Annotated in this window: 2 protein-coding genes; both read left to right on the forward strand. The window is 72.6% G+C overall.

The genetic code is table 11. From position 1 onward, the window contains the following. The first annotated feature begins 11 nt into the window (after positions 1-11). Positions 12-2,006: an asparagine synthase (glutamine-hydrolyzing) gene (gene asnB / locus PV796_RS00160; RefSeq protein WP_274910623.1), complete on the forward strand. Its 1,995-nt coding sequence runs from the start codon at positions 12-14 to the stop codon at positions 2,004-2,006. Continuing rightward, positions 2,003-21,238 (forward strand): SDR family NAD(P)-dependent oxidoreductase, encoded by a 19,236-nt coding sequence (locus PV796_RS00165; RefSeq protein WP_274910624.1) that lies wholly within the window; start codon positions 2,003-2,005, stop codon positions 21,236-21,238. Before asnB ends, PV796_RS00165 begins: the two co-directional genes overlap by 4 nt. The last annotated feature ends 46 nt before the right edge of the window (positions 21,239-21,284 follow it).

Consider the following 21,284-nt stretch of genomic DNA (forward strand, 5'->3'; position numbering starts at 1 on the left):
AAGGACGGAAGATGTGCGGGTTGGCTGGATTCCTCTCGACCTCCGTGCACTCCGGTGCCACCACGGAGGTCATCACCTCGATGCTCTCGACCATCCGCCACCGCGGACCGGATGAGGCGGGCTATTACCTGGACGACGGTTTCGCCATGGGGACGGTGCGGCTGGCGATCGTTGACCTCGTCGACGGTTCGCAGCCCCTGTCCGACCCGTCACAGCGTTACTGGATCTGCTTCAACGGCGAGCTCTACAACCACCGAGAACTCCGGGCCGAACTGGAAGCCCTCGGCCGCCCGTTCCGCACCGACCACTCCGACACCGAAGTGGTGCTCCAGGCGTGGCTGCAATGGGGTACGGACTGCTTCGTCCGGTTCAACGGCGCCTTCGCGGTTGCTATCAGGGACGCGGTCTCCGGCGACCTCGTCCTGGCCCGCGACCGCTACGGCAAGCGCCCGTTGTTCTACACCGACCACGGCGGCGACTTCCTCTTCGCCTCAGAGATGAAGGCGTTCCGCGCGTTCCCCGGGTTCCGTTTCGCCCTCGACCCGAGGGAACTGGCCACGATCTACGCCACCTGGACTCCGCTGCCCGACCGCACGCCGTACCGGGGTATCCGCCAGCTCCCGATGGGCTCCGTGCTGACCCTCAGCGCGGGCCGCCGCTCGCTGCGGGCCTACGAGGACCTCTCCTTCGACGTGGCCGGCTTCGACGGCACCGAGGCGGAGGCGATCGAATGCGTCAGGGAGACCCTGCGCACCAGCGTGGAGTTGCGTCTCCGTTCCGATGTCGAGGTCGGCGTCTACCTCAGCGGTGGGCTGGACTCCTCGGTGGTGACGCGCCTGGCCACCCAGCTCTCCTCGCACCAAGTCCGCACGTTCTCGGTCGCGTTCCAGGACAAGACCTTCGACGAGTCCGACAGTCAGCGCCTGGTCGCCGAGCATCTTGGCACCGAGCACTCCAGCGTCCCGATCACCGGCACGGACATCGTCGACAACTTCCTGGCCGCCGTGTACCACGCCGAGGTGCCCACCTTCCGCACCTCGTTCGTACCGATGTTCCTGCTGTCCCGGCACGTCCGCGACGCCGGCATCAAGACGGTCCTCAGCGGCGAGGGCGCCGACGAGGCGTTCCTCGGCTACTCGCTCTTCCGCGAGACGCTGTTGCGGCAGCAGTGGCAGGAACTGTCCGATGACGAGCGCCGTGCCCGACTCGCCAACCTGCACCCGGAGTTGGCCCACTTCGGCCCCGCCCATCAGGCCCATCTGCTCGGCCTGTACCAGCAGTTCTCGGTGGAGCGCCTGCCTGGCCTGTTCTCGCACGAGATGCGATACCAGAACGGCCTGTTCGCCACCCGCCTGCTCGCCGACGGCCGCGACCCGTTCGGCGACCTCCTCGACCTCGTGTCCCAGGCCCCCGGCTACGCGCAGATGCCCGCGGTGCACAAGGCCCAGTGGCTGGAGTACAAGACCCTGCTTCCTGGTTTCCTGTTGTCCACTCAGGGCGAGCGCGCCGCGCTGGCGCACGGTGTCGAGAACCGCTGCCCGTTCCTCGACCCGGCCGTGGTGCGCGCCGCCGCGTCGGTGAACCTGCGCTACGACGACGGTCAGATCGAGAAGGCGCTGTTGAAGAAGGCGTTCCGCGCCGAGCTCCCGGAGTGGACCACCCAGCGCCCCAAGCAGCCCTACCGCGCCCCGGGCAGCACCGTGTTCAAGGAGAACCGCCCGGACTATCTGGAACTGCTGTTGTCCGAACGCGAGTTGGCCGGGCTCGACTGCGTGGACCAGCGGTTCGCCCGGCGCCTGGTGAACAAGATCATGGCGTCACCGGCGGAGGAGATCAGCACCAAGGAGGACCAGTCCTTCCTCTACCTGCTGACGACCGCCGTGCTCAATCAGCAGTTCGTGCGGGGGGACGGCGACCTGCTGGGCCGCCCGTCGACCGCCGCGCTGAACCTGCGCGTGACCGTGGACAACCGCCGCGCCGTGCGGCAAGCGGAGGAGAGCCGATGAGTGCCGACGACATCGCGATCACCGGTCTCGCCCTCCGGTTCCCCGGCGCCGACTCGCTGGTCGAGCTGTTCGACCATCTCGCGGCCGGGCGCTCGCTGATCACCGAGGTGCCGGCGGAACGGTGGTCGAAGGAACGTTACTTCGGCGATCCGCGCGAGGACGGGGAGCGGACGAACAGCGTCTGGGCCGGGTTCGTCGAGGACGCCGACCGCTTCGACGCGGCCTTCTTCAACATCTCCCCGCGCGAGGCGGAGACGATGGACCCGCAGCAGCGGTTCGCGCTGGAGCTGGCGTGGCAGGCCATCGAGGACGCGGGCTACCGGGCGAGCGACCTCGCGGGCAGCCGCACGGGCGTGTTCATGGGGGTGAGCCACGCCGACTACGCCGAGCTGATCGAACGCGACAACGTGCCGACCGACGGTTACTTCCCGACCGGCACCGCGTTCTCCGTCGTCGCCAACCGCCTGTCCTACTTCTTCGACTTCCACGGCCCCAGCATCGCCAACGACACCGCCTGCTCCAGCTCCCTGGTCGCGCTCTACGAGGCCGTCACCGCGCTGCGCAACGGCGACTGCGAACTGGCGTTGGCGGGTGGTGTGAACCTGTGTTGGTCGCCGAAGCTGTTCGTGGCGTTCAGCAAGGCCAGCATGCTCTCCCCCACCGGCACCTCGCACGCCTTCGACCAGGATGCCAACGGCTTCGTCCGCGGTGAGGGCGGCGCGGTCCTCGTGCTCAAGCCGCTGGCCAAGGCGTTGGCGGACAACGACCCCGTGTACGCGGTGATCAAGGGCATCGGTACCAACCACGGCGGCAAGACCAACTCGTTGACGGTGACCAACCCGACCGCGCAGGCCGCGCTGGTCGAGGACGTCTACACCCGCGCCGGCGTCGCGCCCGGCACCGTGGGCTACATCGAGGCGCACGGGCCGGGGACGCCGGTGGGTGACCCGATCGAGATCGTCGGCCTCAAGCGCGCCTTCCAGCGCCTGCACGACGCCGACGGGACCCGACCGCTGCCGGACACCACCGGTATCGGCTCGATCAAGACCAACATCGGTCACCTGGAGTCGGCTGCCGGCGTGGCGGGCGTGGTGAAGGTGATCGGCGCGATGGCCGCCGGGGTGCTGCCGGCGACGGTCAACTACCGGGCCCGGAACCCGTTGATCGACCTGGACGGCAGTCCGTTCTACATCGTCGGCGACACCCGGCCGTGGCCGGCCGGTGAGGACGCGCCGCGGCGGGCGGGCGTCAGTTCGTTCGGGTTCGGCGGGACCAACGCCCATGTGCTGCTGGAGGAAGGCCAGGGCGTGCCGCCGGCCGTCGAGCAGCCGGGACCGTACGTCGTCCCGCTCTCGGCGAAGAACCCGGAGCGGTTGCGCGCACTGGCCGAACGGTTGCGGGACCACCTACAGGCACCGGAACACCCGCTGCGGCCGCGCCAGTCGCTGGCCGACATCGCCCATACGCTGCGCACCGGCCGGGAACCGATGCGGGCCAGGGCCGCGTTGGTCGTCGCGGACCGTCAACAGCTGCTCGCCGCGCTGGAGTCCGTCGCGGACGGTGCGGTGCACAATCCCGCGGGGGCCGAGCGCGAGGTGGTGGCTGCGGCGGAGTCGTGGGTGCGCGGCGGGAGCGCCGACTGGCCCGAGCATGCCGGGGCACACCGCGTGCGGTTGCCGGCCTACCCGTTCGCGCGGGACCGGCACTGGTACGTGGCGCCGCAGGCCGGGGAGCCGGACGCCGCGACGCTGCACCCGCTCGTCCACCGGAACACCTCCGATCTGGCGCGGCACCGCTATGCCTCCACCTTTACCGGCTCCGAGCCCTTCCTCGCCGCGCACCGGGTCCACGGCCGGCGGGTGCTGCCCGCGGTCGCGTACCTGGAGATGGCGCGGGCCGCCGTGGAGTACGCGGTGCCGCGGGCGGGGGCGGTCCGGCTGCGCGACATGGCGTGGCTGCGGCCGCTCGTCGTCGACGAACCGGCCGAAGTGCAGATCGAGTTGACTCCGCGCGGTGACGCGGTCGACGTCGCCTTCCGCCAGGGCGGGACGACGCACAGCACGGGCTGCGCCGAGGCCGTCGCGCTGCCGGAGCCGTCGCCGCTGGACCTCGACGAGCTGCGCGCGTCCTGCGACACCCCGCGCGACACCGACGAGATCTACGCGGATCTCCACGCCCAGCACCTGGAGTACGGGCCGGCCATGCGCGCGCTCCGCGACGTCCGGGTGGGGCGCGACGAGGCCGTCGCCCGCATCCGGGCTACGGAGGCCGAGGGGTACGTGCTGCCGCCCAGCGTCCTGGATGCCGCCTTCCAGACGTCCGTGGCCTTGATGGGCGAGGCGTCCGGCCCGACGCTGGCCTTCGCCCTCGATGAGCTCCGGGTCTTCCGGCCCTGCGGGTCGGAGACGTGGGCGTGGGTCCGGCGGAGCGGGGGCTCCGGGGCGCTCGCCACGTTCGACATCGACCTGTGCGACGGCGACGGTGTGATCAGCGCCAGTCTGCGGGGGCTCGCCCAGCGCACCACCGACACGGGCCCGCGCGTGGTCGCGGCGAGCGCGCAGTGGCTCGACAGGTCGCTGAGCCCCGACGGCGGTTCCCGCACCGCGCACGTCATGGACCTGCCGGAGATCGCGCTGGCGCGTCCGGCCGACGGCGTCAACGCCGCGATCAACCAGGCATTCGCCGAGGTCCAGCGGCTGCTCGCGGCCGGCCCGAAGGACGAGCACCGGTTCGTGGTGCTGGTCGACGACCGGGTACCGGCGCACTTCCACGCGCCGCTGGTGGGCCTGTTCCGCACGGTCGTGCTGGAGAACCCGCTCGTCTCGGGCCGGGTGGTCCGGGTGCCCGGCCTGGAGGCGACCTCCGCGGACGAGGTGTCCCGGATCGTGCGCGAGGAGTGCGCCGACGGTTCCGCCGACGCCGACGTCCGCTATACCGCCGACGGCACCCGGCAGGTGCGCGAGCCCGTCGAGGTGCCGTTCGGCTCCGGCCCGCAGGAGCCGAAGGTGCGGGCGGGCGGGGTGTATTGGGTGACCGGTGGCCTGGGTGGCATCGGCCGGCACCTCGCCCGCTACCTGAGCCGCGCGGGGGCAACGGTCGTCCTCAGCGGGCGGTCAGCGGACGGCTCCGTGGCGTCGCTGCGCGCGGAGGGGGTCGATGCGCACTACCTGCCGGTCGACGTCACCGATGGCCCGGCCGTGCGCGGCGCGGTGGAGACGATGCTGCGGGTGCACGGCGCGCTGCACGGCGTCGTGCACGCGGCCGGGGTGCTGCGCGACCAGTACCTGCTGCGCAAGGACCTGACCGACGTCCGTCGGGTGGCGGCGCCGAAGGTCCAGGGCACGCTCCATCTCGACGCCGCCACCCGCCACCTCGACCTGGACTTCTTCGTGTTGTTCTCCTCGGTCGCCGGTGTCTACGGCAGCCCGGGGCAGTCCGACTACGCGGCGGCCAACGCGTTCCTGGACGCGTTCGCCGAGCACCGGCAGGCACTGGTCGACGCGGGTGAGCGCAACGGCCGAACCGTGGCCGTCAGTTGGCCGCTGTGGGCCGACGGCGGCATGACCGTGGACGAGCTCACCCAGGAGACGCTGCGGCGCGAGCGCGGCTGGGAGGCCCTGCCGACCGAGGACGGAGTGCGCGCCTTCGGCGGGGCGCTGCGCACCGACGCTCCCGCGCACCTCGTGGTCGCCTACGGCGCACAGCCCTCGCTCGCCGGGTCACGCCGTCCCGCGGCGGCGCGTCCGGCGCCGCCCCGCCCGGTGCCGTCGGGTGGCGCCGACGAGGGCAACTTGCAGGAGCGGACCGAGGAGTTGCTCACGGGGATCGTCGCCGAGGTCCTCCGTCACGCCCCCGAGGACCTCGACGCGACCACCAACCTCATCGAGTACGGCATCGATTCGCTGGGCATCCTGGGGGTGACCGCGCGGTTGGAGAAGCTGTTCGGGACGCTGTCCAAGACGATCTTCTTCGAGTACCTCAACATCGCGGACGTGGCGGCGCACTTCGTGGAGTCCCGGCCGGAGCAGTTGGCGGCCGTCCTGGCGGAGGGCCCGGGCGCCGGCTCGCCGACCACCCCGGCAACGGCCCCGCCCGTGCGGGGCGATGAGCGTCGGGCGGAGGCCGGGCCGGTCGAACCCCGCGAGGCGGCGTCCGGCACCACGCGGTCCGAAGGGTCGGATTCCGTCGTCGTGGTGCGCGAACCGGCGCGGGAGGATCGGCACGACATCGCGATCGTCGGCGTCTCCGGGCGCTACCCGGGCGCCGACACCCTGGACGAGCTGTGGGAGTTGCTGGAGAACGGCCGGCACTCCTTCGAGGAGATCCCCGCCGACCGCTGGGACCACGCGGCCGTCTACGACGGCGACCGGGCCGTGCCGGGCAAGACGGTGATCCGGACCGGGACGTTCCTCCGCGACATCGACGCGTTCGACCCACGCTACTTCCGCATCTCCAAACGCGAGGCCGAACGGATGTCCCCGGAGGTGCGGCTCTTCCTCCAAGTCGGCGTGCAGGCGCTGGAGGACGCCGGCTACTCGCGGGAGACCATCCACCGCCGCTACCAGGGCGACGTGGGCGTGCTCGTGGGGACCATGAGCAACCACTACAACCTGTACGGCTTCCAGAACAGCCTCACCCGCGGCGCCCCGCAGAGCGGCAGCTACACCGGCACGATCCCCAACATGCTGTCCTACTTCTACGGTCTGACCGGGCCGTCGATCTTCGTGGACACCATGTGCTCGGCCTCGTCGACGTGTGTGCACCAGGCCGTGCAGATGCTGCGGGCCGGCGAGTGCCGGATGGTGGTCGCCGGGGGCATCAACCTGATGCTGCACCCGTACAACCTCGTCACCTCGTCGCAGGAGCACTTCACCACGGGCACCTCCGACGTGATCCGCAGCTTCGGCCTCGGCGTGGACGGCACCATCCTCGGTGAGGGCGTCGGCGCGGTCGTGCTCAAGCCGTTGGTCGACGCCGAGCGCGACGGCGACCACGTGTACGGGGTGATCCGGGGCACCGCCCTGTCCAACGCCGGGACCCGCAACGGCTTCACCGTGCCGAACCCGGTGATGCAGGCGCACGCCATCGAGAAGGCCCTCGACGACGCCGGGGTCGACCCGAGGACGGTCAGCTACGTCGAGGGGCACGGCTCGGGCACCGCCCTGGGCGACCCGATCGAGGTCCGGGCGTTGACCTCGGCCTACCGGAAGCACACATCGGACCGGCAGTTCTGCGCGCTCGGCTCGGTCAAGGCCAACATGGGGCACCTCCTCGCGGCGGCCGGCATGATCGGTCTGTCCAAGGTGCTGCTCCAGTTCCGGCACGGCAAGCTGGTCCCGTCCCTGCACAGCACGGAGCTCAACCCGGACATCGACTTCGCCGACACGCCGTTCCGGGTACAGCAGTCACTCACCGAATGGAAGCCGACGGTCACCACGGCCGACGGCCGGCAGGTGACCCCGCCCCGGCGGGCCGGCCTCACCTCGATCGGCGCCGGCGGGATGAACTCGCACATCATCCTGGAGGAATACCCCGAACCTCCCGCGCGTCAGGAGCCGTTCGGCGAGCAGCTGTTCGTGTTCTCCGCGATGAACGAGGCCGCGCTCGGGCGTTATCTGGCCACCTTCCGCGACTACCTCGCCGGGATGCGGGAGGCCGACCTCCCCGACATCGCGTTCACGCTGCGGGTGGGCAAGAACGAACTGCCGCACCGCTGGGCGTTCGTGGCGGCGGACAAGCGGTCCGCGCTGGCGGCCGTCGACGACTACCTCGGCGGCCGACGGGAGCTGCCCGTGCACGACCTCGCCACGACCTGGGTCGGCGGCAAGAGCGTCGACTGGGACCGGTTGCCGACGGCGCGCCGGGTGTCGCTGCCCGCGTACCCGTTCGAGAAGGTGCGGTGCTGGGTGGAGTCGACCGGCGGCGCACCGTCCGTGCTGGCCCCGTTGGCGTTGCGGGAGCGGTTGCACCCGTTCCTGGGACGCAACGAATCCGATGTGCGTGGCCTGCGCTACGGTGCGGACGTCCTCCTGTCCGACCTGCTCGACTACGGCTACCGCCTGGACAAGGTCCCGGCCGTGGTGCCGACCTTCGCCGTGGATCTCGCCCTGGCCACCGCCAAGGTCAGCGGGTTCGCCGTGCAGGCGTCCGTCCACGACCTCCGCGTGGTGCGGCCGCTCGACTGGTCCGCGACCGAGCGGCTCGTGACGGAGTTCGCCGACGGTCACGGCACCGTCCGGACCGAGGACGGGTCGGCGGCCGTGGAGTTCACCGTCCGGGCCGGCACGGCCCCGTCCGGCCGGGTCGACCTGGCCGGGTTGCGGCCGGTCCGCACACGGGAGGAGTTCCTGGCCGAACTGGCCGCCGGCGGGCTCGACTACAAGCCGACGTCGTGCGCGGTCGACGGCGTGTTCCGCGCCGCGGACGGTCGGACGGTGCTGAGCGTCGGCCGGCCCGCGTTCCAACAGGACCACGTCCGGCGGAACATCACCGTCGAGCCGTTCGTGCTCGCGGCGCTCGCGCAGGGCGTGCAGTGGGAGGCCAAGCGCGCCGGGAATCCCGACTGGCCGCGGGTCGCACCCAACCATGTCGCGGAGGTCCGGGTGCGGGCCGGGGAACCCGTCACCCACCTGGTGTTCGGGGACGACCGGATCGTGCTGGTCGGGGCGGCGGGTGAGGTCGTCGGCGAGCTCCGCGGGGTGCGATCCGGCACCGGTGGTGCGGAGCCGGCCGCGCGCCCGCTGCCGCGGACCGCCGCTGCGCCGGCCGAGGACGGGCCGGTGGGCGCGCGATCCGCCGCCCCGGCCGGGTCCGCCCTGGTCGAGGCACTGCGGTCCCTCGCCGCCGGCATCCTCAAGTTCGAGCCGGAGGAGCTCGATCCGCACACCGGACTGGACGCGTTCGGCTTCGACTCGATCTCGCTGGTGACCCTCGCCGAGGAGATCCACGAGCGGTTCGGTGTCAAGGTCAGCCCGGCGGTCTTCTTCGACGTCCGGACGTTGGAGGGGCTCGGCCGCCACCTCGCCGACGAGCACGGCGTCACCGTGGCCGCCGCGCCCGGGCCGGTCCGTGCCGAGGCTGCCCCGGCACGGGTCGCGTCGCACCAGCCGCGGCCGGTGCCGGCCGCGTCCGATCCGCGCGCGCCGATCGCCGTCATCGGCGCGGCGGGGCGGTTCCCCGGCGCCCGCAACCTGGACGAGTTCTGGGCGAACCTGGTGGCGGGCGAGGATTCCGTCACCGCGTTCCCCTGGCACCGGTACGACGCGGGCGACCGCGGGGCCATCGAGGCCCGGGACTTCCCCCACCGGATGGGTGCCCTCGACGACGTCGACGCCTTCGACGCGGCCTTCTTCCGCGTCCTGCCGCGCGAGGCGGAGCTGATGGACCCCCAGCACCGCCTGGCTCTGGAGACGGTGTGGCAGGCGCTGGAGGACAGCGCGTACCGCCCGTCCGGCCTGCCGACCAACACGGGTGTGTTCATCGGCGTCACCGGCAACGACTACGCGACGCTGCTCGCCGCCAGCGGCGCGGAACCGGACGCGTTCACCTCGACAGGTACGACGCACTCGATCCTCGCCAACCGCATCTCCTACCTCCTCGACGTGCGCGGCCCGAGCGAACCGATCGACACGGCCTGTTCCAGCTCGCTGGTGGCGGTGCACCGCGCGATGGAGGCGATCCGTTCGGGCAGGTGCGACATGGCCGTGGCGGGCGGGGTGAACGTGCTGCTCAGCACCGACACGTTCGTCAGTGCGCACCGTGCGGGCATGCTCAGCCCGGACGGCCGGTGCAAGACCTTCGACGCCGACGCGAACGGCTATGTGCGGGGTGAGGGCGTCGGTGCGGTGGTGCTCAAGTCGTTGGCGGCCGCCGAGCGCGACGGGGATGCGATCCTCGGCGTGCTCAGGGGAAGCGCGTACAACCACGGCGGTCGGGCGAACTCGCTGACCGCGCCCAACGCCGACGCCCAGGCCGAGTTGGTGACGACCGCGGTCGGCGACCTCGATCCGGACACCATCGGCTACGTCGAGACGCACGGCACCGGCACGGCCCTCGGCGACCCGGTGGAGTGCCGCGCGCTGCGCACCGCGTTCCGCCGGCTGGGTCGCAGCGACGACGGTGCGTGCGGGCTGGGTTCGGTCAAGACCAACATCGGTCACCTGGAGTCGGCCGCGGGCATCGCGGGGCTGCTGAAGGTGCTGCTCGCGCTCCGGCACGGCGTGCTGCCGGCGACCCAGCACGTCCGGCGGGTCAATCCGTACATCGAGTTGGAGGGCGGTCCGTTCCACATCGTGCGGGAGAACGAGTCCTGGCCGCGGCCCCGCAACCGTGACGGCGGTGCGTCGCCGCGGCGTGCCGGGGTGAGCAGCTTCGGGTTCGGCGGCGTCAACGCCCATGTCGTCGTCGAGGAGTACGTGCCCGGCGGCGAGGACACCGAGCACGGCCGGCGCGCGGCGCACGGGGAAGTCGGCGGGAGCGTGGCGGTGCCGCTGTCGGCGCGCACCGCGCGGCAGTTGACCGCTCGCGCCCGGGATCTGTTGGCCTACCTGGAGGGGGCAAACGAGGTGCCGCTCCGGTCCGTCGCGTGGAGCCTGCAGGTCGGCCGCGAGGAGTTGGCCGAGCGGGTCGGCTGGGTCGTCTCGTCGCGCGCCGAACTCATCGACCGGCTGCGGGCGTTCGTCACCACGGGCGACCGTGGTGCGGGCGGCGCGCTGATCGGGCGGTGGATCGACGGCGCCACCGTGGACTGGCGCGCGCAGCACGACGGCCCGACGCCCGGACGCGCGCACCTGCCCGGGTATCCCTTCGCCCGCGAGCGGTTCTGGTTCCCCGACAGCGGCAGGGAGAACGCGCGGCAGGAGAGCAGGGAGGCCGGCGGCGCCGCACAGGCGCACGGCACGGCCCTGTTGACGCCGCGGTGGACGCCGGTGCCCGCGGTCCCGACCGCGCGGTACGAGCGGCGTGTCGTCATCCTGTGCGGGGTCGAGGGTGCGGTGCCCGGGGCCGTCGTCCTGGCGACGGCCAAGCAGCGGCCGGAGAGCCGGTTCCGCGATCTGTCGTGGCAGGTGGCGGAGGTCCTCCGGGATCTTGACGTCGCGCACGACACCACTTTGGTCCAGGTCGTGACCGACTCCCCCGCCCTGGCCGGTCTCCTGCGGAGCGTCACCAAGGAGGACCCACGGCTCGTCGGCCAGGTCATCGCCGTCGACGGTGTCGCGGTCGACGAGGGCATCGACGTGGCCGCTGTCGTGGCGGAGAACGCGGGCACCACCGATGACCTGGTGCTGTACCGCGACGGTGTCCGGCACACGCGGACCTGGGTCCGGGCCGTGCCGGAGGGCACGGCCCCGGAGGCACCGTGGCGGGACGGCGGGGTGTATCTGATCACGGGCGGTGCCGGGGGCATCGGTGCCCTGACGGCCCGTCGGATCGCGGCCGACGTGCGGCGACCGACCCTGGTGCTCGCCGGCCGGTCACCGAGCGACGAACGGATCGAGCGCCTGCTCACCGACCTGCGTCGGGCCGGAGCGGTGGCGCGGTACGTGCGCGCGGACGTGTCCCGTTGGGAGGAGGTGCGGCATCTGGTCGCGGAGGCCGGCGAGGTGACCGGGATCGTGCACGCCGCCGGGGTGGTGCGGGACGCGCCGCTCGCGGAGAAGACCGTCGAGCAGTGGGACGAGGTGCTCGCGGCCAAGGTGGACGGTCTGGTCCACCTCGACCGGGCCACCGCGCACTGTCCGCTGGAGTTCGTGCTCGGGTACTCCTCGGGCGCCGCGGTCACCGGGAACCCCGGGCAGTCCGACTACGCGACGGCCAACGCCTATCTCGACACGTTCGCCGCGGTGCGCAACACGTGGGTCGCGGACGGACGCCGCCGCGGGCGCACGCTCTGCCTCGCCTGGCCGCTGTGGGAGGACGGCGGCATGCAGGTGAACGACCGTACGCGCGCCTACCTTTGGGCGGACCGGGGGCTCGTGCCGATGCCCGCGCGGGAGGGGTTCACCGCGCTGTGCGATGCCTGGCGCACGGGCTCGGACCAGGTGTGGGTGCATCACGGCGACCTCGACCGGGTGCCGACCGGCACGCCGGTGCCGCATCCCGCGGTGTCCGCTGTGCCCGTGGAACCCACCACCGACCCGACCACCCTGGACCACCTCCTGGCCCTGTTCGCCGACGTCACCAAGCTCGCGCCGGAGGCGGTGGGCCCCGACCGTCCGCTCCTTGAATTCGGCCTGGACTCGGTGATGGTCCTCCAGCTCAACCGGGCACTGGCCCGGACCTCTGCGCACGTCTCGTCGACGATCTTCTACGAGCAGCCGACGCTGCGGGCGGTGGCCGACCAACTCGCCGGCCACGGCGCGGAATCGGCGCGAGGGCGGCCGTCCGTCACCGCCGACGTGCCGAGCGCCCCCGCCCCGGAGCCGGTGGCCGGCGCCACGCAGCCCTCGCCCCGCACCGAGCACCGCACTCCCGACACCGAGCGGAAGTCCGCCCGCGCGGACCGGCCGGCGGCCCACGCCGGCGAGCCGATAGCGGTCATCGGGCTGAGCGGGCGCTACCCCGGCGCCGCCGACCCGGAACAGTTCTGGGAGAACCTCAAGGCGGGCCGCGTCGGTATCCGTGAGATCGACCGCTGGCCGTTGGACGACTTCTTCGAGCCCGACCGCAACACCGCGGTCGCCACCGGTCGCAGCTACAGCAAGTGGGGTGGCTTCCTGGACGACTTCGCGGCGTTCGACCCCAGGTTCTTCGGTATCGCCCCCCGCGACGCGTACGCCATGGATCCGCAGGAACGGCTCTTCGTGCAGGCCGCCTGGGAGGTGCTGGAGGACGCGGGCTACACCAGGGCCCGCCTCGCCGACCGCCACGACCGCCGCGTGGGGGTGTTCGCCGGCGTCACCAAGGTCGGCCACGCCCGGCACGACGTGGGTCGGCTGCCGTCCGGCGAACTCGTGGTGCCCGGCCTGTCGTTCGCCTCGCTGAGCGCCCGCGCCTCCTACCTGCTCGACCTGCGCGGCCCGAGCCTGACGCTCGACACGATGTGCTCGGCGTCGCTGACCGCCCTCCACGAGGCGTGTGCGCACCTGCACAGCGGCGCGTGCGAGGTGGCGATCGCCGGCGGCGTGAACCTCTACGCACACCCGTTGGACTACGTCGAGCTGTGTCGCTCCGGGATGCTCTCGCCCGACGAGCGCTGCCGCAGTTTCGGCGCCGGCGGCCACGGCTTCGTGCCCGGTGAAGGCGTCGGGTGCGTGCTGCTCAAGCCGCTGTCGCGCGCCGAGGCGGACGGGGACCGGGTGCTCGCGGTGATCCGCGGGTCCAGCGTCAACCACGGCGGCCGCAGCACCGGTTACACCGTGCCGAGCCCGGTCGCCCAAGCGGCCCTGGTCCGCCAGGCGTTGGACCGGGCCGGGGTCTCCGCCCGGCAGGTCGGTTACGTCGAGGCGCACGGCACCGGCACCGAACTGGGCGACCCGATCGAGATCACGGGCCTGACCAAGGCGTTCGAGCAGGACACCGCGGACCGGCAGTACTGCGCGATCGGCTCGGTGAAGTCGGGCATCGGCCACCTGGAGGCCGCGGCCGGGATAGCGGGGCTGACCAAGGTCCTGCTCCAACTCCGGCACCGGCAGCTCGTGCCGAGCCTGCACGCCGATGAGCCCAACCCGAACATCGACTTCGCGTCGACCCCGTTCCACCTCCAGCGCGAGCTGAGTCCATGGCACTCCGACGGCCCGCGGATCGCGGCGGTGTCCTCCTTCGGTGCCGGCGGCTCGAACGCGCACGTGATCGTCGAGGAGTATCCCGTGCAGCCCACTGACCGTGCGACGAGCAGCGCCGCCCAGGTCGTCGTCCTCTCGGCGAGGACTCCCGAGCAACTCACCGCATCCGTCGACCGGTTGGCCGGGTTCCTCGACCGGAACCCGGACACCGACCTGGCCGACCTGGCCTTCACCCTCCAGATCGGTCGGGAGGCGATGGCGGAGCGGTACGCGTTGGCGGTGTCCTCGACCGCGGAGCTGAGGAGCGGTCTGGCGGCGGGCCGCGGACACCGGGGCACCGCCGCGGCCGCGGGGGGCCTGCTCGCCGAGCTCACCGGCGACGGCGAGGTCCAGGAGCTGCTGGTGCAGCGGTGGATCGCGGCCGGCAAGCTGTCCAAGGTCGCGGCGCTGTGGGTGGCCGGTGCCGAGGTGGACTGGGCCCGCCTGCACCGGCACGCGACGCGTCGGGCGGTGTCGCTGCCGACGTACCCGTTCGCCAAGGAGCGCTTCTGGATCGGTGACCTGACCCAACCGAGGACGGCGCCGGTGACGGCGGCGGTCGCCGCGCCCGTGGCGGCGGACCCCGAACCCGTGGTCGCGGACCGGAGTCTGGAGGAACTGGTGCCCGGCGTGGTGCGGGAGAAGATCGCCCGCGCGTTGGCCCTGGAGGTCGACGAGATCGACGGTGGGCTGGCCTTCGCCGACTACGGGCTGGACTCGATCCTGGCCGTCCGCGTGGTGCACCAGCTCAACGAGGCGCTGTCGCTGGATCTGGCGACGAGCGTGGTCTTCGACTTCAGCACCGCTGACCGGCTGGCCGCGCACCTGCTCGCCGCGTACCGGGACGTCATCGTGCCCACCGAAGGCGCTCCCGGGCCGCAGCCGGCACCGCGGGTCGTCCCGGAGCCGGTGGCGGGGCCGGGGAGCAACGTGCCGGAGGCGGTGACGGGTTCGAGGGACGCCGCACCGGTCGCGGTGCCCCCGCCCGTGCGGGAGGCACCTCGGGAGAGCCGGGCCCCGGATGGGGAGCGCGGACCGATCGCGGTGATCGGCATGAGTGGCCGGTTCGCGGGCGCCGACTCGCTCGACGCGCTGTGGACGCACCTGGTCGACGGCGAGGACCTGGTCACCGAGACGACCCGGTTCGACCTCGACAGCGTGGGCACCTGCCTCCGGGGCGGCTTCCTCCGCCGCATCGACGAGTTCGACGCGATGTTCTTCGGCATCTCCGGCACCGAGGCCGCGGTGATGGACCCCCAGCAGCGGCTGCTGCTCGAAGAGTCCTGGAAGGCGCTGGAGGACGCGGGCTACGCCGGCCAGATGGGCCAGCGGCGCTGTGGCGTCTACGTCGGGGCGTGGGCGGGCGACTACCAGGGCCTGCTGGCCCCGGACGCACCGGCGCAGACCCTGTGGGGCAACATGACGTCGGTCATCCCCAGCCGGGTCTCCTACTTCCTCGACCTCAAGGGGCCGGCGATCGCCGTCGACACCTCCTGCTCCAGCTCGCTCGTGGCGATCGATCTGGCCTGCAAGGACCTGTGGTCCGGTGAGGTCTCAACGGCGTTGGCGGGCGGGGTGTTCCTGCAGTCCACGCCGCGGCTGTACGAGCTCGCCGGCCGGGCCGGGATGCTCTCGCCGACCGGCCGCTGCCACACCTTCGACCACCGCGCCGACGGGTTCGTGCCGGGCGAGGGCGTCGGAGTCGTCGTGCTCAAGCGGCTGGCGGACGCGCTGGCCGACGGCGACCACATCCACGGCGTGATCAAGGCCAGCGGGGTCAACCAGGACGGTGCCACCAACGGCATCACGGCGCCGAGTTCGGTGTCCCAGGAGAGCCTGCTCGGCGAGGTGTACGAGCGGTTCGGCGTCGACGTGGAGCGCATCGGGCTCGTCGAGGCGCACGGCACCGGCACCAAGCTCGGCGACCCGATCGAGTTCCAGGCGCTCGACCGGGCCTTCCGTGCCCGCACCGCCAGGGCGGAGTACTGCGCGCTCGGCTCGCTGAAGACCAACATCGGCCACACCCAGTTCGCGGCGGGCATCGCCGGCGTGCTGAAGGTGTTGCTGGCGCTCAAGCACCGGCGTATCCCCGCCTCGCTGCACTTCGAGGCCGCCAACGAAGCGATCGGCCTCGCCGGCAGTCCGTTCTACGTCAACACCCGCACCCAGCACTGGGATTCCCCCAGCGATGTGCCGCGGTGCGGTGTGGTGAGTTCCTTCGGTGCCAGCGGGACCAACGCGCACCTGGTGCTCGAAGAGGCCCCGGCCGTGCCGCGCGCCACGGCGCCGCAGGCGGAACACGTGGTGGCGCTGTCGGCCAGGACCGAGCAGCAACTCGCCGAACAGCGGCGCCGATTGGCGGCGCACGTCCGCGCCGAGCCGTCCGTAGACCTCGGCGACCTCGCGTACACGTTGAGCGTCGGGAGGGCGCGGTTCACGCACCGGTTCGCCTGTGTGGTCCGTGATCGCGAGGAGCTGCTCCAGGTCCTCGACGGGACGCTCCCGGCGCGCAGGCCCGACGACACTCTGGTGCCGGCCCGGGGTCGGCGGATCGCGCTGCCGACCTATCCCTTCGCCCCCGACCGGCATTGGCCCGCGTCCGGCGGCGCGCGGGTGACGCTGACCCGCGCGGACGGCCTGTTGCGCGATCACGTGGTGCAGGGCCGCAGCATCCTGCCCGCGGTCGCCCATCTCGAACTGGCCCGCGCGGCGCTGGGCGCCACTCGGGTGCGCATGCGCAACGTGACGTGGGTGCGGCCGCTGGAGGTCGCGGACGATCCGGTGGAGGTGCGGGTCGACGTGCGGGAGGCCGGCCGGGCCGGCCAACGGTTCACGATCGCCACCGGCGACACCGTCTGCTGTGAGGGCAGCATCGCCCCGTCCGACGCGCCGCGCCCGGCACGCTCGGATCTCGCCGCGCTGCGCGCGGACTGCCCGGAAACCGTCTCCGCCGACCGGATCCGCGAGGCTCTGGTGGCGAAGGGCATCGAACACGGCCCGTCCCTGCGGGCGATCCGTCGGGCACATGTCGGCGCCGGGACCGTCCTGGCCGAACTGGTGCTGCCGGAGTCGGCGGAGCCGGGGGTGCTGACGCCCGCGCTGCTGGACTCGGCGATCCAGGCGTCGGTCGCCGCCCACCTCACCGCGCTGGAAAGCACCGCCGTGCCGTTCGCCCTGGAGCAGCTCGACCTGTTCGCGCCGTGCCCGGCGACGATGTGGGCGGTGGTGCGGGGCGGCGCGTCCGGACCGCTCAGCAAGCTGGACATCGACCTGGTCGACGGCGACGGCGAGGTCTGCGTGCGGCTGACCGGGTACTCCGCGCGTCGCACCACCCCGAAGGCCGAACAGGCCGACCCCACGGCGCTGTTCGCGCCCGTGTGGGACCCGATCACCGCGTCCGACGCGCCCGTGCCGGGACCGGCGGACCGGGTGCTGGCCGTCGGTCGGCCCGGCGCCCTCGAATCCGCGCGGACCTGGCCGTTGCCGCCGTCGGCGACCGTCGAGGAGGTGACCGCCGCGCTCCGTGACCTCGGGCCGATCGACCACCTGGTGTGGACCGTGCCCGAGCCCTCCCTCAGCCCGACCGACGCCACCGGGTACGTGGCGGCCCAGGACGAGGGCGTCATCGCGGCCTTCAGGATGATCAAGGCACTGATCGCCGCCGGCTACGACGCCCGGCCGTTGGGGATCACGTTGGTCACCACCCGTGCGCTCGCCACCCACGCACAGGACCCCGTCCAGCCGGCGCACGCCGGATTGCACGGCCTGTTCGGGTCGTTGGGACGGGAGTACCCGCAGTGGACCGTGCGCCGCGTCGACCTCGATACCCCCGAGTGGCCCGCCGACCTCACGGCGTTGCCGGCCCGCTCGCCTGACGACGCGTGGGTGCGGCGTGCGGGGCAGTGGCTCGCCCGGCGCTGGGCACCGTGTGCGGCACCGGCCCGACCGGTGTACCGCGAGGGCGGCGTCTACGTCGTGATCGGCGGTGCCGGCGGCCTGGGGCGGGCATGGACCCAGCACGTGGTGCAGCGCCACGGCGCGCACGTCACGTGGATCGGTCGCAGCCCGCGCGACGCGTCCTTGGACGACAGGCTCCGCTCCGTCACGGGGCGCGGCACGGTGCGTTACCTCAGCGCCGACGCCGGGGACCCGGCGGCGCTGCGCCGTGCCGTCGCGGAGGTCAAACGGCAGCATCCGCAGATCCACGGAGTGGTGCAGGCCGCCCTCGTGTTGGAGGACAGCACGTTCGCCAGGATGGACGAGGCAGCGCTGCGCGCGGCCCTGCGGGCCAAGGTCGACGTCACGACCGCGATGGCCGAGGGCTTCGCCGGCGAGGGGCTGGACTTCGCCGTGTTGCTGTCGTCGATGCAGTCCTTCACCACAGCGGCCGGCCAGGGCAACTACGCGGCCGGATGCGCCTTCAGCGACGCCTATGCGCATGCGCTCGGCGCGCACTGGGACACCCCGGTGAAGGTCATGAACTGGGGCTGGTGGGGCACCTTGGGGAGCGTGACGTCCGCGTTCTACCGGGACCGGATGAGCCGGGCCGGGCTGGTGTCGATCGAGCCGGACGAGGGGGTCGCCGCGCTGGACGCGCTGCTCGGCGGGGACCAGCGGCAGCTCGCCTTCGTCAAGACCAACGAGCACAACACGTTGGCCAACTTCGATCGTGCCACCGCGGTCACCGTGCACCGGCCGGAACGGGCTCGGGTCGCCGGTGAGTTGCTGACCCCACCGGACGGTCCGGACGCGCGCATGGACGAGGTGGTCCGGTGGCGCCGGACCGAGCGCGATCCGTGGCTGGCCAAGGTCCTCTCGGCGCAGCTGGCGTCGCTCGACCCCACGACGATCCGACCGTCCTACGCCGCCTGGTGGGAGCACGCCCGGCGCCTCCGGGTAACGGCGGGGCCGGCGGACGACGTGCTCGGGCAGTGGGACCGGCAGTGCGCGCGGTGGTCGGCCGACCCGGACCGCAGGGCCGAGCTGCGGTTGGCCACCGCCACGCTCACCGCGTTGCCGGACATCCTCACGGGCCGGACCCGGCCCACCGATGTCATCTTCCCGCGCGGTTCCATGGAACTGGTGGAGGGCTGCTACCGGGACAACCACGTCGCCGACGTGTTCAACCGCGCCATGACCCGGGCCGCCGTCACCGTCGTCGCGGAGCGGTTGCGCCGGGAGCCCGGTGCGCGGCTGCGGATCCTGGAGGTCGGTGCCGGGACCGGCGGCACCAGCGCCGGGATGTTCGCCGCGCTCAAGCCGTACCAGGACAGCATCGAGACCTACCTCTACACGGACCTGTCCAAGGCGTTCCTCAACCACGCGCGCACCGCCTACGGGCCCCAGGCGCCGTACCTGGACTGCCGGCGGTTCGACGTCGAACAGCCGCTGGCCGGGCAGGACATCGCCGAGGGGAGTTTCGACCTGGTGATCGCCGCCAACGTGCTGCACGCGACCCGGGACACCCGCACCACCCTGCGCAACGCCAAGGCCGCCCTGCGGTCCGGCGGGTGGCTGCTGCTGAACGAGCTGTCGGCGTTCGACCTGTTCAGCCACGTGACGTTCGGGCTGCTCGAAGGCTGGTGGCTGTTCGACGACCGGTCGCTGCGCATTCCGGGCTCCCCCGCGCTCTCGCCGGAGAGTTGGCGGGACGTGCTGACGGGCGAAGGATTCCGCACCGTGGTGTTCCCGCTGCCGCAGGCGCTGCCTCTGGGGCAGCAGATCATCGCGGCGGAGAGTGACGGGGTGGCCCGGCAACGGACCGGGACCCCGGCATCGGAGAGCACGCCGCGCGAGGCCGGCGGGACGGCGCGGACGGCGACGTCGACGCCGCGCCCGGAGCCCGCGCCCGCCGCGGACCCCGCGCCGCACGCCCCCACGGCGCCTGTTGCGGCCGCCCCGACGCCCGGGCCCCGCTCGACCGCCGGGGGCTCGACGGTCGAGCCGACCGAACCCACCGCGGTCCCGGCGTCGTCGTCACGGTCGGACGTGGTCGCGCTCCTCCTCGCCAAGGCCGCCACCGTCCTGGGCATCCCCGCCGACCGGATCGACCCCTCGGCGCCCCTCACCGACTACGGCCTGGACTCCATCCTCGTCCTCCAACTCACCAACGCCCTGCGGGAGGACTTCGGCCCGGACGTCCCGGCCACCCTGCTCTTCGACGTCCCCTCCGTCGACGGCCTGGCCTCCCACTTCGCGGGGCCGGCGGGCGAGCGGTGGAACCTCTCCCGCGGCCAACTGACCATGTACCAGGACCAGCAGCGCTGGCCGGAGTCGGTGGCCTACAACCTTCCGCTCCTGTTCGAGCTCCACGGTGACGTGGACGAGCCGGCCCTGGAACGGGCCGTGCGCGCGCAGGCACGGATCCATCCGGTGTTGAGCGCGCTCTTCGGTGAGCGGGACGGCGTGCCGTACATGGACATCGACCCGAGCCGGACCCCGTCGTTCGACCGGATCACCCTCGCGGCCACCGTGCGCGAGGACCAACTGGCCGCGCTCCGCGACCTGGTGGACGTCCCGTTCGACCTGGTGACCGGCCCGCTGGTCCGGGCCCACCTGGTCTCCCTCCCCGGACGGCGACGGCTGCTGATGCTCACCGCGCACCACATCCTGCTGGACGGCACCTCGACCGCCGTCCTGATCCGTACGCTCAAGGCGGCCTACCGGGGCGAGGCAGGCTCCGCGCCCACCGCCACCTACGGCGACTTCGTCACCTGGGAGGAGGCGCTGCTCGGCGGGGCGCGGGCCGCAGGGCACCGGGACTACTGGCTCCGTGAGTTGGCCGGCCCGCGCCCGACGCCGGCGCTGCCCTACGACCGTCCGTACGACCCGAAGCGGATGCCCCGCGTGGACGTGGTGCGGACCCGACTCTCGCCGGCTCTGGCCGCCGCCCTCGCCGACACCGCGAGGGAGCACCGGGTCAGCGTCGCCAGCGTGCTCTTCGCGACGTTCGTGCGGTTCCTGCACGAGCTGACCGGACAGGACGACCTGGTCCTGGGCATGACCGCGGCCGCGCGTTACGAGGAGCGGTTCCGGGACGTGGTCGGCCAGTTCGCGAACTGCCTTCCCCTTCGGTGCGCGGCCACCGGCGGCTTCCCCGAGCTGCTCGCGTCCGTGCAGCGCGGGGTCGTGGCCGGTATTGAGCACGGCGCCTTCCCGTTGCGGGAGATCGCCCGGGAGCTGGGCGCGGACGAGGAACCGCTGCTCCTGACGAACTTCCTGTTCCAGAACTTCGAAGGCGCCGAACTGCTCACCGACGACGCGCCGGCCGCAGCGGGTGAGTTGGACCTGCGCCCGTTCGACGACCTGCCGTACGCCGGGGAGTACGCCCTGTCCGCGGAGTGCTACCGCGACGGCGACGGGTACAAGGTGTTCCTCAAGTACGACACGCACGTCTTCGACGCGGCGACGGCGCGCCGGATGGCGGACGCCTGGCACGCCGTCATCCGGCGGGAGGTGGGTCCGCGGTAGGGAGCCGCCAACGATGAGGCGGGTGGGCCCCGGATCCCGTACGGGA

Origin of the sequence: Streptomyces sp. WZ-12 (genome assembly GCF_028898845.1) — a bacterium.
Lineage (GTDB): Bacteria > Actinomycetota > Actinomycetes > Streptomycetales > Streptomycetaceae > Streptomyces.

Coding starts and splice junctions, on each gene's coding strand:
- asnB (WP_274910623.1), top strand. CDS start 12: ATGTGCGGGTTGGCTGGATTCCTCTCGACCTCCGTGCACTCCGGTGCC.
- PV796_RS00165 (WP_274910624.1), top strand. CDS start 2,003: ATGAGTGCCGACGACATCGCGATCACCGGTCTCGCCCTCCGGTTCCCC.